Origin of the sequence: Nostoc sp. JL31 (assembly GCF_017114965.1) — a bacterium.
Taxonomy (GTDB): Bacteria; Cyanobacteriota; Cyanobacteriia; order Cyanobacteriales; family Nostocaceae; genus Nostoc; species Nostoc punctiforme_A.
Window position 1 is genome coordinate 1 of the sequence record NZ_JABXKO010000069.1, and the last position, 13,839, is coordinate 13,839.

Sequence of the window (13,839 nt, forward strand, 5' to 3'; positions counted from 1 at the left end):
AAATCAGTTGTAAGTCATCACCGAGGTTTTTTTAAAAGCTTCAAGTTTTTGTGTATCTTGTTTACGATTACGAGGACGTGGAACCTTTAGTTTTGCTTTGAGTTGATAACGTACTAAATGATGTACTGTGGCATATTTGGCTTCTATTCCTAAGATAGTACCAAGCCAATGCTGAAGAAAGTTTATACCCTGCAAAACCAATTTCCGGCTCCTCTAGTTGTTTCTTGAGACTTTCAACTGCCCAATTCGGTATTACTCGTGTTCGACCTGTACTTACACCAAATTCCAGCATCGTCTCGATTCCTGTTTGACGATAATCTGCCAACCACCGTTGTACTGTGCTTCGATGCTTCCCGAGTATTTTAGCGATGCCTTCGGCGGCAAGCTACGCACACACGCTGATACCTTGATTTTTAATCATGTAAAGCGTTTGTAACCGTTCTTTGAGTCGTGCATTATTCTGCTGACGTATCAACTCCTCCAGTTCTTCGATACTTTCTTGGATATCGATATGTGTTAACCCTGCCATCGCTCACCCTAAATACTACCTCTCTATACATTTACCATCTGTCGCATTCTTTTTTCAAATTGGTATTATTTGACAAACTTGCAGAGTATGGTTTGTTTGCTGTGCGTAAGGGAGAGTTGGAGTCTTGGCTTCTTCAACTTGGTGCAACTGGACACGGACCCAATTGGTTGATTAACATCTTTGAGAAAATGGGAGAAGATCCAGAATCGCAAGATTATCTCAAACCATCAGATGATGATGTATGGAGTTTTTGTAGTGAAATAAAACAATGGTTTACTAATCCAAATAGGAAAGGCATACCTTCATAGAGTCTTTGATAATTCCAATTCCCTCAACGTTGTTCTTAAGCAAAGATTCGATAAGCCAAAATACCAATGGCATAAGATGTGTGAAGTACAAAGTTTAGTTGATACGTAACGCTATGGCTCGGCTGCTTTTTTGCGTTAAATAGTTACAGGTTACAATAATAAGTAACTACAATTCTGTTGCCAAAAACAGTCCATGAAGTTCAATGTAACAATCTTGCAGGCGAATGTCGTTAAATCCTAATTTAACTAGGCTGTTGTGGCTAAAATCATAATAGTTGAGCCAGTTACAACAGCGATCGCACAATCAGGCATCCCGTTGATATAATTTACCTCTAAACTGAGTTGAGCAATTGTCAAAGCTTTTTGGTACAGTATTCTAGAAAATCCATATCACGAAAATAGGCGATCGCTAATTGCAATTGCCAATTTATTGCTCAAAATCTAGAACGCAGTTGCTATGATCAAACGCCTGCTTGTAGTAGAGTCTCCGGGAAAAGTCAAAAAACTTAGTCAAATTCTGGGTTCGGATTGGAAAGTTCTAGCCAGTTGTGGCCATATCCGAGAACTCAGCAATGAAGGGAACGATTCCTTGGGCTTTGTCATGGACGGCAGTAATGTCCGATGCAATTACGTTCCGCGTGACCAACGAGCGAAAGAAACAATCCAGAAGCTCAAGTCTGCGGTGAAGCAGGTTGATGAAGTTGTCTTAGCAACTGACCCAGACCGGGAAGGCGAAACAATAGCTTGGCATCTCAAAGAAACGCTGGGTTTAAGGGAACCGAAACGAGTAATTTATACTGAGATTACACCATCGGCGGTGCAAAGTGCGATCGCTAATCCCAGAAAGCTAGACCAAAATTTAATCGGTGCTGGACTGTGCCGAGATTGCCTAGACAAGTTGGTGGGTTATAAAGGTAGCCCTTTAGTTTGGGCATTGAATAACGGCGCTAAAAGTGTTGGCAGAGTTCAAAGCGCGACGTTGCACTTGATTTGTCAGCGAGAAAACGAAATTCTGGCTTTTGTCCCCCAAGATTACTGGAGTGTTTGGGTAGATTATGCTGAAGGATTTCGGGCTTTTTACAAAGGGACGGTCGATTCTGCGAAAGATGCAGCAGAGCAAGAAACTGAAACTAATGATGACGCAAAGGTAGGTAATACTCCAGAAACACCGGAGTCTAAGCGTGTTCTTTCGGAAGCAGAGGCGACACGTTTAGTTGAAGAAGCACAGCGGCATCCTCATCAGGTGATTCATTTTGAAGGAAAAATTGTTAACCGCCAGCCACCGCCACCATTTACAACCTCCAGCCTTCAGCAAGCAGCCGGTTCAAAGTTGAGGTTTGCTCCCGACAAAACCATGATTGTTGCCCAAAAGCTTTATGAGGCAGGGCTGATAACATATATGCGAACAGATTCAGTAATGCTGAGTCCAGAATTTTGTGCCAGCGCCCGTAAATGGTTGGAGCAAAATGATCCGCCGAATGTACCGCAGCAAGTCGCCAAGCATCGTAGTAGCAAATCGGCTCAAGAAGCACATGAAGCCATTCGTCCAACTGATGTGTTTCGTCCCTCAGTTCAATTGCGCTTAGAACTTCCTGATGATGAGTTTAATCTGTATGTGATGATTTGGAAACGGTCAATTGCTTCTCAGTGTCGTGCTGCCCAATTGCGTAAAACTTTGGTTATTACTCGGTCTGGTTCTCTACTGTGGTCAGCCAGAGGGCAAGTAATTGAATTTTACGGTTATGCTCGGTACTGGAACAATCTCAGCAAGGATAGTGTTTTACCTTCATTACAACAGGGACAAGCATTAAAACTGGAGAATGCTGGACATGAAAAGAAGCAGACGCAGCCACCACCCCGTTACAGTGAACCAAAATTGGTGCAACTGATGGAACGTAAAGGAATTGGTCGCCCAAGTACTTATGCTCCTACTGTTGCTACTTTAAAAAAACGAAATTATGTCGAGTTGAAAAAAGACCATCTGCAACCGACAGCGTTAGGGTTAGAAGTTGATGCATTTTTGCTCAAAGCACTGCCTGATTTACTAGAGGCGGAATTCACAGCGAAAATGGAGGATGCCCTTGATGCAATTTCTGAAGGGAAAAACTCTTGGCAGCATTATTTAACTAGTTGGAATCAGAATTACTTTATCCCAGCGCTTTCCAAAGCTAAAACTGTAGTTCCAAGTTCCTCAATAGTAAAAGCTAATGTGATAAGCGATCGCAAATATGAAACTTCCAAAACGCGATGCCCTGAATGCAAAAATTTTCTTGCCAAAATTCCGAGTACTAAGGTTAAAAAGAAATATTTCCTCAAATGCACAAAAGGCTGTGAAAATGTCGTGCTATTTTGGAGCGACTTTAACAAAACTTGGCAGCCACCACAAACTAAAGCAGTCCAAGCTGAGAATCAACAAAAACCTCCCGTCAAGATGACAGCATATCCCTGCCCAATATGTAAGAAACCTCTAGAGGAGTACAGTTATATCAAAGAGGGGCAGAGTAAGACAATGTTACGATGTTCTGACTCACAATCCCGTAAGGATACTAAACATAAAGATGTGGCTTATTTCAGTACACCAAAAGGGTGGTGGAGTCCTAAGTTTGGGGAGATATCAAAAACTTAACTAATTTTAGCTATTAATGTTGCAGGTCATTAAATTTTAGTCTTTTACTTCTTCAGTTTCTTTAAAAATATCCTCATCATCTTCAATTTCATCAGATTCCTCTTCGTCCTCCTCAGAAGAGTCAAGCAAATCTCGAACTTCAGCAAAGGAATCATCTGATTCAGAAGATTCCTTTATCTGCTCATCAATAAAATCAACTTTAGGTAATTCTACATGAAAATCTTTTCTCCAAGTGGAAATCAAATTTTCATTCCAGTTAACCTCATTACTGACATCATCTTTAGTACGTTTTATCAAATCTCTCACCCCATCAGAAGAATCAAGCAATATCATTCTGACAAGATCAATACATCTTTCAACTCCAGATCCTGTAGTGATAATGGTTAGGTTTTGATTTGGGCGTACTAGAACATTAGACCAATGAGATTGATCTCGACTGAAAAAACCATCTTTATCCATTTTAGTAATACTAAGCGATATCGCATTAAGAATTGCTGGAATACGATACTCTATTCTTATCTTAAGTAAGAACCTTGAAACAGCAAAAAAAAGAATTTTTTGTCCTAAAAGAGTATAAAGAATGCTGGAATCTCGTAATTTTTTTATACTTGCTTTTTGACTTGCGTTTAATCGAGATTGCTCTGGTTGAATAGGAATATCTATACCTACGTGACTAATCTGTGATACCCAATCTTTGAATGGCTGAAGTTCAGTGAAAAACCACTTAAGCAATTCTTTTGTACCTATTTCTGGAAGTTTAGGATGAGACTCATAATAAGTCTCCAAAGCAATATTACGCTCAGTTGGTGAATTAAATGATTTCTTTAAAGCTTGCTTAGGATAATCTTTTAATAGTTCAATAGTACATTGACTAACCAAATCTAGAGTCGTTAAGTAAGGTTCTGATTGGTTTAGGCTTCTTGCTGTGGAAGACCATTTAACGAATCTATCTTCAAGCACTCCTTCCTCTAAAAGCTTTCTAGGAATTAATGCTGATATTTTACTATCATCAAGCAATAGCTGAGTTTGTTTATCAATTGATTTTGCAGTCTTGTTTATCACTGTAAAGATATTACGAGTTGCTTTAATGATCTCATCTCTTACAGTTTCGCTTAAGTCTGAATGGCCAACTCTGCCTAGATTGCCAAACACTAGATAAACAACTGGTATGTCAAAAGTTTCTGAACAACTAAAATTTTCTTTTATTTGTTGAGAGTTTAAAGGCTCTTTTCCAGTATGGGCGTTCCAATATCTTCTTAATGAAAGAAGTCTATGTTGACCATCAATTACAATTCTAGCTACATTTTTATATAGCTTTAAATTGACCCATTTTTCGACAGTTTTCCCCTGACTACTAACTGTAGAGAAGTCCCAAAACTCTCTTTGGTCATTTGAGTTGGGTAAAAGTACAACTACAATTGAATTAAAAAAGCGAATTCCACCCTGTGCTAGGTAAGAAAATATTTCTGTATTCGCTCTGTTTTCATCTAGTTTTCTTTGAACTCGTTCAGAGAAGCTCCAACTGCCTTGAATTTCATCAGCAAATCTAATATTTTCAACTGCATCACTTTGCTCAAGAGTTGTTATGAAGTACCTTACCTCACCAAACTCACCACTAATTGCCTTATATTCAATAGTCTCTGGAGACTGGTTATCTAATTCCATTTTTAACTCCTCTGTGTATTAAATTTAGGCTGACATAGCTGAATTAACAGGCTTTCCAACTCTCTAGAAATGTTTTTTGGGCAAGGTAAAAATACGAACAAAAATTCATCATTGGGTCTTAAGTTTGCGTACTTTGAGAAAAATCCATCATCTCGCTCCAAATGCTGAATGAATCTATCTCTTAAGTTGCTTGCAGTGCCAATGTAATCTGGGCGTTGGAGAATGCTACATGAGATTAGAAGATTTTTTAATATTCTTCGCTCTTTAGGCTGAGAAACAGCTTTGATAAATTGATCCATTTTTGGAGACAAACCAATTGACTCTCCACAAGTATCGACAATGAACTTACTTCTATTATCTTTCTCAGAAAACTTTGTTTTAAATACCGTATTTTTCATACGAGTATCTATATGATCAGATAATTTATTTTCTAAAAAATCAAATGCATGATACAAGGCATAAATACCTGATGTTTCAGGAAGATAGTCTGCGGCAGATATAGTTGCTGTAACTACAGTAAAGTTCTTGAAAAAGTTGTCGTGGACTGTTTCTTCCATAGATAGAAATCACAAAAAATTTAGATCAGAAAGCTCCGTTCCATGACTATGAGCAGAAAGCTATCCCTTTCCTCAATACCTGGCATTCAAGACGTTATCTATTCACGCCTGAAGAACAAGAGTACATATCAAAGACTAACAATGCTCCTAAAACAGAATATAGACTGTTTAGAGGTTTCAATGTGTACTTGAGCAGAAGTAAAGAGCAGCTAGAAGCTGGTGAATATGAGTCTATGTCTTTTTTAACACAGTTGACTTGCTTTAGCCGCAAGTTCTGCGGGGTTCATCTGCTCGTAGTGTTCAAAAGGTTGGTGAATCCAAGGGTTGTCAGCCAAGTAATCGACATAATAATCAGGTGCTATAACTGAACAAGCTTTATACCAAAGAACGGCGGTGCGAATTTCCTCAATAGGGAAATCAGTATTTTGCTTGAGCCAAGGTATAGTCTGTTGGAGTGTTACCCCAGAGTCTACCAAATCATCCACTAGGAGAATGCGCGAACCTAACTTTTTGGCAGTCATTGTCAAGTGGCGGGAGAAAATTAGATTATTTCTTTCTTGCTTGCCAGGACCACTGTAAGATGAGGTTGCTAAAATTGCCAGTGGTTGCTGGTATATCCGGGAGAGAATATCTCCAACTCTTAATCCTCCTCTGGCAAGACAGATAATTTGGTTGAATTCCCAACCTGATTGATAAATCTGAATAGCCAGTTGTTCAATTTTTTGGTGATAATCTGACCAAGAAACATAAAGGTCTGGCATAAGTCTAACGGGAGTGGTAGATGGCTGTATTGAATGCGATATCTACGACGGGCTATTCGGCGTCGCAGATTTTTTATTTTAGTATGAGTGCAAAGTTTTATGAATGATTCTACAGCTGATGGCGGTGCCAAACGAGATATTCTCAGTGAAAAACTCGACTTAAAAACAAGGCTGGCTTACGGCGCAGGAGATTTAGGGCCAGCAATCACCGCAAATATCTCCGTCTTTTTTCTGCTGGTTTTCTTCACGAATGTTGCTGGTATCCCTGCGGGTCTAGCGGGCAGTATTTTGATGATTGGCAAAATCTGGGATGGCATAAACGATCCGTTTGTCGGGTTCTTGACTGATAAAACGAAATCTCGTCGTTGGGGGCGTCGTCTTCCTTGGATGTTTTATGGGGCAATCCCCTTTGGAATTTTCTTTTTCTTGCAGTGGATTGTACCGCAATTTAGTGCAAATCAGAGTGAGAATATTTGGCCATTATTTTGGTATTACGTAGTCATTGGAGTGATATCTCAGGCATTTTACACGGTTGTGAATTTGCCTTATACGGCGATGACTCCAGAACTGACTCAAGATTACGACGAACGCACCAGCCTTAACAGCTATCGCTTTACATTTTCTATTGGTGGCAGCATTTTATCGTTGATTTTAACGCAAATTGTTTTTTCGCTGATTGCCGATCGCAAACAACAATATCTTGTTTTAGCAGCAGTTTCTACTGTAATTTCGATTTTAGGATTATATTGGTGCGTTTTTGGAGTCCGTGATCGCATCTTGGCTTTTGAGGCTAAACGCAGCCAAACCGAGGAACCTGCATCTCTGCCTTTCTTTGAACAGCTAAAAATTGTCTTTAGCAACCGACCTTTTTTATTTGTTATTGGTATATATCTTTGTTCTTGGCTGGGTGTGCAGGTAACAGCCAGCATTATTCCCTATTTTGTAGTCAATTGTATGGGACTCAAAGAATCAGATGTGCCCACAGTCATGATTGCAGTCCAAGGAACTGCTCTGTTGATGCTATTTGTCTGGGGAGCGTTGAGTAAAAAAATCGGCAAAAAAGTTGTTTATTTTCTGGGAATGAGTTTGTGGATTATAGCCGCCGCCGGACTATTTTTCTTACAGCCTGGTCAAATAGTTTTGATGTATGTGATGGCTGTGATGGCAGGTATTGGTGTATCCACAGCTTATCTAATTCCCTGGTCAATGATTCCAGATGTGATTGAATTAGATGAACTGCAAACCGGACAACGCAGAGAAGGCATTTTTTATGGCTTCATGGTTTTGCTGCAAAAATTTGGTTTAGCTTTGGGGCTATTTTTGGTGGGAAATTCTTTGCAAGTATCGGGTTTCAAAGAATCTGTAGCCGGAAGTCCACTACCCATCCAACCGGAATCAGCACTGTTTGCTATTCGCGTTGCCGTTGGCCCCATACCGACAGTTTGTTTGATTTTTGGCTTAGTTTTAACGTATTTTTACCCAATTACCCGTGAGATGCACGCTGAAATTATGCTGAAACTCAAAGAACGGCAAGATAAGAGGGGGAGTTAAGGGGGCTGGGGTACATGTTAAAGGTTACTGGGTTTGGGAAAATTCCATACCTTTACCCTTTTCCCCACAATGCCAAGAAGTCTATAAGATCAAAAATAAATAAACGCACAACGGCTTAAAAACAATTTCTCTCCAAAAGGGGTAGGCTAAAAAATAAATTATTAGTACACTAATGTTTAGTTTAACTAATATTGCGCTTATCTAATTAGAATCAATCGCAACCAACCATTTTGCGGAAGATGCGATGTCTAACGAGAAGCTAGTATGTTTCTGTGCTTCCCCTTTCCCCCAGATTGTTGATATGCGCTGTTTAGCTCCTGTTCAGACGATAAAGCCTTCGTCTTTGGCTGCTGAAACTGTTCCTCGTTTTCAGAGCATTATTCAAAGAGGGCGGTTCTCGCTACTTATATTAAGTCTAGTCTACTTGTGTAGTGCCTGTAATGCTTCCGAAGCCCAATCAAGTGGCAAAGAAGCAGGAAAAAAACGAGCTGTGCCAGTGGTGGTTGCTACTGCGACTCAAAAAACTATTCCAATACAGCTATCGGCGACGGGAACAGTGGAAGCATATTCTACGGTATCTGTCAAGTCTCAGGTGGGTGGTCAGCTTACGGGTGTCTATTTTCAGCAAGGACAGAACGTTAAAAAAGGAGACTTGTTATTTAAAATTGATTCTCGTCCTTTACAAGCTGCGCTGATGCAAGCTAATGCTGCCAAAGCGAAAGATTTAGCCCAAGTGAAACAGGCACAGGCAAATGTCCTCAAAGCGATCGCTCAAGTAAACCAGGCAAAAGCGAATGTAGTCAAGGATAAAGCCCAGGCAACAAATGCAGATGCACAAGCGCAACGTTATAGTAGTTTGCTCAAGCAAGGGGCAATAAGTAAAGAACAGGCCGAACAGTATCAAACCAGTGCTGATGCTCAACAAGCGACGGTGAACGCAGATCGAGGTGGTGTGGCAAATGCTCAAGCAGCAGTGGCGGCAGCCCAAGCAGATGTCCAAAACGCCCAGGCACTAGTAGCATCAGATGAAGCTGCGATCGACAATGCCAAAGTTCAGCTTTCTTATAGTTCTATTTACTCGCCAATTGCCGGACGCACAGGTAGCCTAAAGCTAAATCAAGGCAACTTGGTACAGGCGAATGCTACTGATCCACTAATTACAATCAGCCAAATTCGCCCGATTTACGTCAACTTTTCTATTCCCCAGCGATTGCTGCCAGATATCAAAAAATACAGTGCCAATAACGGCAAGTTAAAAGTCGATGCTTTACCTCCTAAAGATGCAGGGCATCCAGTACGGGGCGAACTCACTTTTGTTGATAGTGGAGTCAATACCCAAACAGGCACTATTCAACTTAAGGGTACTTTTGCCAACGCTGATGAGCGTCTGTTTCCGGGGCAGTTTGTCAATGTAGTACTCAAACTCAGCGAAGAACCAAATGCCATTACTGTTCCTTCTCAGGCAGTACAGAGTGGACAAAAGGGGCAGTTTGTGTATGTAGTTAAACCTGACAAAACAGCAGAAATGCGTTTAATTACCGTCGGCGACACCATTGGGAATGAAACGGTAATTAAGCAAGGGGTGAAACCAGGTGAGCAAGTAGTTACTGATGGGCAATTTAACCTCGTGCCTGGTGCCACAGTCCAAGTGAAACCGGAAGTGGGAAGCAGGGGGGCAGAGGGGCAGGGGGCAGGGGGGAAATAATAACTCCTAACTCAGGACTCAGGACTCAGGACTCAGCACTCAGCACTCAGCACTCATAACTCAGCACTCATCCAAGGGAACGCGATGAACATTTCCGAGCTATTTATCCGGCGTCCAATCATGACGACTCTAGTTATGGTTGGCATTTTGATATTTGGGCTGATCGCTTACCAACAGCTACCTGTTAGCGACTTACCCAATGTGGATTATCCAACACTCCAGGTAACAGCTAATTTGCCCGGAGCTAGCCCTGAAACGATGGCTGCCTCAGTCGCAACTCCCTTAGAGCAGCAATTTTCTAGCATCGCAGGATTGAGTTCGATGAACTCTACGAGTTCTTTGGGTACTACACAGCTGACGCTGCAATTTGATTTAAATCGGGATATCGACGGCGCAGCCCAGGATGTGCAGTCTGCTATTTCTAAGGGAGCGAAGCAGTTACCGACTAATATGCCTAATCCGCCATCTTACCGAAAGGTAAATCCGGCGGATCAACCAGTTCTTTATATCTCCCTGAATTCTTCTATTCTGCCCCTCTCAACTGTAGACAAGTATGCTGAGACATTGCTGGCACAACGCCTGTCAATGGTAGATGGGGTGGCGCAAGTGCAGGTTTTTGGTTCTCAAAAGTACGCGGTACGAATTCAACTCGATCCCGAATCGCTGAGTGTAAAGGGAATAGGAATTGATGAAGTAGCTGATGCGATCGCTAATGGAAATGTCAATCTACCTACTGGGACACTTTACGGTCAACAGCAGAATTCTACCATCCAAGCAAATGGTCAACTTAATGATGCTGCCAGCTATCGTTCCCTGAATGTGGCTTATCAAAACGGCGCACCAGTGCAGTTAGGTGAACTAGGTCAAGTTCTGGACAGCGTGGAAAATGATAAGATTGCAAGTTGGTATTTTCCTGTCAAGAAGGAGAGTAAAGGCGCACAGGAGAAATCCTCAATCCAAAATCCAAAATCTAAAATCCAAAATTCTGGTGTGCGGGCGATCGTTTTGGCAATTCAGCGCCAACCGGGAACTAATACTGTTCAAGTAGTAGATGCAATCAAGAAACTGTTACCCACCTTTCGGACACAGATTCCGGCGGCTGTGAACATGGATATTCTCTACGATCGCTCTCAGTCAATTCGGGAGTCGGTGGATGATGTACAATTCACGCTGTTGCTCACCATCGCTCTGGTGGTGCTGGTAATCTTTCTGTTTCTCCGCAATATCTCTGCAACAGTCATTCCCAGTTTGGCAGTACCGCTTTCGATAGTAGCGACTTTTGGAGTCATGGTGCTGCTGGGCTTCTCCCTCGATAACCTATCGCTGATGGCGTTAACCCTATCAGTAGGTTTCGTGGTTGATGATGCCGTAGTTATGTTGGAGAACATTGTCCGCCACATGGAAATGGGTGAAAGCCGGATGGAAGCGGCCCTAAATGGTTCTAAAGAAATTGGTTTCACAATTTTATCTATGACCATTTCTTTAGTAGCAGTATTTATCCCGATACTGTTCATGGAAGGTATTCTGGGGCGATTATTCCGCGAGTTTGCTGTTACTATCAGCGTTGCAATCTTGGTATCTGGCGTAATTTCCCTCAGCTTAACGCCAATGCTGTGTTCCAGATTCTTGAGTCCACCTCATCATGAGCAAGAGAGTGAGGGGGCAGGGGAGCAGGGGGGCAGGGGAGCAGGGGAGCAGATGAGCATGGAAGAAATTCTTAATTCTCAGTCTCCAGCTCCCAATCCCTTATTGCCAGAGGAGGCTTCACCTTCCCCAGCCCCTAGTCTCCAGTCCCGAATCAAAAATTTCAACCGTCGTCTTTATAACTTTTCAGAAAACATTTTTAATGTGATATTGGGCGGATACGATTGGAGTTTGAAGAAATCACTCAAGTATCACCGCACGACGATGGTGATTTCGGGAGCGATTCTTGTAGCGACAGTGTATCTATTTATCATTGTGCCTAAAGGGTTTGTTCCTAACGCAGATGTTGGACAAATTACGGCAACTACTCAGGCATCAGAAGATATATCCTTTGATGAGATGGTAAAACATCAACAGGCTGTAGCTGCGATCGCTTACCGCGATCCGAATGTCGATTCCATCAACTCTAGTGTCGGGGCTGGCGGCCCAAATGCTTCCGCCAACGCGGGACGAATTTTAATCGAACTCAAGCCCCGCCATGAGCGTCATCTCAATGCTGATGAAGTAGTGCAGGAACTCCGACCGAAGTTGTCAGTTGTGCCTGGAATCAAAGTCTTCTTGCAAAATCCCCCAGCCATCAATGTCGGTGGACAACAGACAAAAGCACAGTATCAATTTACTCTGCAAACTCCCAATATTCAGGAACTTTACCAGTACGCTCCAGCTTTAGAAGAGAAATTGCGATCGCTATCAGATTTACAAGATGTTAACAGTGATTTGCAAATCAAGAATCCGCAAGTCAAAGTAGACATTAACCGCGACCAAGCTTCGGCTCTAGGTTTGACCGCCAATCAAATCGAAACTGCTCTGAGTAATGCTTATGGCACTCGCCAAGTTTCTACCATCTACGCCCCCGATAGCCAGTATCAAGTAATTATGGGCGTGGAACCAAAATATCAGCAAAATGCCGATGCTTTAGATTTACTCTCAGTTCGCGCCCCTAGTGGACAACTTGTACCTCTTAACGCTGTCGCAACCTTGAGCAAAGATGTGGGTCCCTTAACTATCAACCACAAAGGGCAACTAGCATCTGTCACCTTCTCCTTTAACCTCAAACCAGGAGTATCACTCGGTAACGTCACTGGCAAAATTGAGGAACTCGCCCGTCAAACCCTGCCACCTACTATTAGTACAGGTTTCCAAGGTTCAGCGCAAGCATTTCAATCTTCAATTCAGGGTTTAGGATTGCTACTGCTAGTTGCCATCTTGGTGATTTATATCGTGCTGGGGATTCTCTACGAGAACTTCATTCACCCACTGACAATCCTTTCTAGCTTACCCTCCGCTGGATTTGGGGCAATACTCACCCTGTTGCTGTTTCAAGTTGACTTGAATATTTACGCCTTCGTGGGCATTATCCTGCTAGTTGGCATCGTGAAGAAAAACGGGATCATGATGGTTGACTTTGCGATTATTGCCCGTCAAAACGGTAAAACGCCCTATGAAGCTATCTATGAAGCCTGCTTAGTGAGGTTCCGTCCAATTATGATGACCACAATGGCAGCACTTATGGGTACGCTACCCATTGCCCTTGGTTGGGGAGCCGGAGCAGATACACGCCGTCCCCTTGGTTTAGCTGTAGTTGGGGGATTAGTGTTCTCACAGTTTCTCACACTTTATTTAACACCTGTTTTCTACACCTACATGGAGTCTTGGCAAACAAAGCTCAAAAAGCGCAGTTGGCGCAAACAGCCAATTTGAAACTCCCCCGACTGAACAAATAACACTTGGTTCATTTGTTCAGTCGTGTTTAAACGATTCATTGTGGTAAAAATAGGATTTTTTATTAAGCCTTTATTAAATATTTGCTTAACAGTCTTATGTACAGTGACTAATTAAATGGCGTTGAGACAAATTCGTGTCATCAACTTAAGCCATGCCACTTTAGCCTTGCAACAATTTGTGTTGATACAGCTTGCAAGTTCTCTCTGCTGATTCTAAGCTTAACGCTAGACAATTCAAGCTTCACACCCTTGATGATACTCATTGCAACTGCCTTGCTGTCCCCAGTAATCATCTTCGGGGTGATTCCTAGCAGTTGCAACTCTTTGAGGGTGTCAGCGATGCCAGCTTTGGGCGGATCGAAGAGAGCGAGGTAGCCGAGAAATGTCATGTTCGTTTCATCATCTTTGCTGAAAGAATCTTGATTAAAATCACGATAAGCCACACCCAAGGCTCTAAATCCCTTACTGCCCAAGTCTTGGGCCTGTTGGTGGAGTTTTTGTCGCTGATCTGCAATAGTGATCGCTTTTCCCTCACCAGTCTCAACAGTTGAGCAAACATCCAAAATATTTTTCAGTGCGCCTTTAGTGATAATCAGATGCGTACTTTCTTTCTTAAACAAGATGCTTAGACGTTTGCGGTTAAAGTCATAAGGCAACCTGAGTTCGGGTTAAACATCTGAAGGTAAAAGCCACTCAAGTTGAAGGCTAG

At 42.1% G+C, this 13,839-nt stretch carries 11 protein-coding genes and 1 pseudogene; 5 read left to right on the plus strand and 7 right to left on the minus strand.

What is annotated here, in order from left to right:
* Positions 1-3 precede the first annotated feature (3 nt).
* The 3 genes and pseudogenes from HWQ43_RS16715 to HWQ43_RS16720 all read right to left on the minus strand — a co-directional run bounded on the left by HWQ43_RS16715 (position 4) and on the right by HWQ43_RS16720 (position 529).
* A complete protein-coding gene (locus HWQ43_RS16715) occupies positions 4-201 on the minus strand; it encodes a winged helix-turn-helix domain-containing protein (protein WP_292735976.1) in 198 nt (65 codons plus the stop codon).
* A 73-nt stretch (positions 202-274) separates the two neighbouring features.
* Positions 275-370, minus strand: a pseudogene (locus tag HWQ43_RS33790) (helix-turn-helix domain-containing protein); the annotation flags it as partial.
* 15 nt (positions 371-385) lie between these two features.
* Positions 386-529 (minus strand): hypothetical protein, encoded by a 144-nt coding sequence (locus HWQ43_RS16720; protein WP_292735978.1) that lies wholly within the window; start codon positions 527-529, stop codon positions 386-388.
* Between the two features lie 59 nt (positions 530-588).
* Here HWQ43_RS16720 and HWQ43_RS16725 point away from each other — a divergent pair, with 59 nt between their 5' ends.
* Positions 589-837 (plus strand): hypothetical protein, encoded by a 249-nt coding sequence (locus HWQ43_RS16725; RefSeq protein WP_292735980.1) that lies wholly within the window; start codon positions 589-591, stop codon positions 835-837.
* A 457-nt stretch (positions 838-1,294) separates the two neighbouring features.
* A complete protein-coding gene (gene topA / locus HWQ43_RS16730; RefSeq protein ID WP_292735982.1) occupies positions 1,295-3,463 on the plus strand; it encodes a type I DNA topoisomerase in 2,169 nt (722 codons plus the stop codon).
* Positions 3,464-3,499: 36 nt separating this feature from the next.
* Here the strand turns inward: topA and HWQ43_RS16735 are convergent, their stop codons facing one another.
* The 3 genes from HWQ43_RS16735 to HWQ43_RS16745 form a co-directional block, all read right to left on the minus strand.
* Entirely contained in the window at positions 3,500-5,128 is a 1,629-nt protein-coding gene (locus tag HWQ43_RS16735; RefSeq protein WP_292735984.1) for a DNA sulfur modification protein DndB, read from the minus strand.
* A gap of 2 nt (positions 5,129-5,130) precedes the next feature.
* A complete protein-coding gene (locus HWQ43_RS16740; protein ID WP_292735986.1) occupies positions 5,131-5,685 on the minus strand; it encodes a GIY-YIG nuclease family protein in 555 nt (184 codons plus the stop codon).
* A 242-nt stretch (positions 5,686-5,927) separates the two neighbouring features.
* Positions 5,928-6,446 carry a phosphoribosyltransferase gene (locus HWQ43_RS16745; RefSeq protein ID WP_292735989.1) on the minus strand — a complete coding sequence of 173 codons (519 nt, stop codon included), beginning with the start codon at positions 6,444-6,446 and terminating at the stop codon, positions 5,928-5,930.
* Positions 6,447-6,545: 99 nt separating this feature from the next.
* Here HWQ43_RS16745 and HWQ43_RS16750 point away from each other — a divergent pair, with 99 nt between their 5' ends.
* The 3 genes from HWQ43_RS16750 to HWQ43_RS16760 all read left to right on the plus strand — a co-directional run bounded on the left by HWQ43_RS16750 (position 6,546) and on the right by HWQ43_RS16760 (position 13,107).
* Entirely contained in the window at positions 6,546-7,997 is a 1,452-nt protein-coding gene (locus tag HWQ43_RS16750; protein WP_292735992.1) for an MFS transporter, read from the plus strand.
* A 244-nt stretch (positions 7,998-8,241) separates the two neighbouring features.
* A complete protein-coding gene (locus HWQ43_RS16755) occupies positions 8,242-9,702 on the plus strand; it encodes an efflux RND transporter periplasmic adaptor subunit (RefSeq protein ID WP_292735995.1) in 1,461 nt (486 codons plus the stop codon).
* 84 nt (positions 9,703-9,786) lie between these two features.
* Entirely contained in the window at positions 9,787-13,107 is a 3,321-nt protein-coding gene (locus HWQ43_RS16760; protein WP_292735997.1) for an efflux RND transporter permease subunit, read from the plus strand.
* A 163-nt stretch (positions 13,108-13,270) separates the two neighbouring features.
* Here HWQ43_RS16760 and HWQ43_RS16765 read toward each other — a convergent pair whose 3' ends face one another.
* Complete coding sequence (locus HWQ43_RS16765; RefSeq protein ID WP_292736000.1) at positions 13,271-13,786, minus strand: HAD family hydrolase; 516 nt, start codon at positions 13,784-13,786, stop codon at positions 13,271-13,273.
* Between the last annotated feature and the right edge of the window lie 53 nt (positions 13,787-13,839).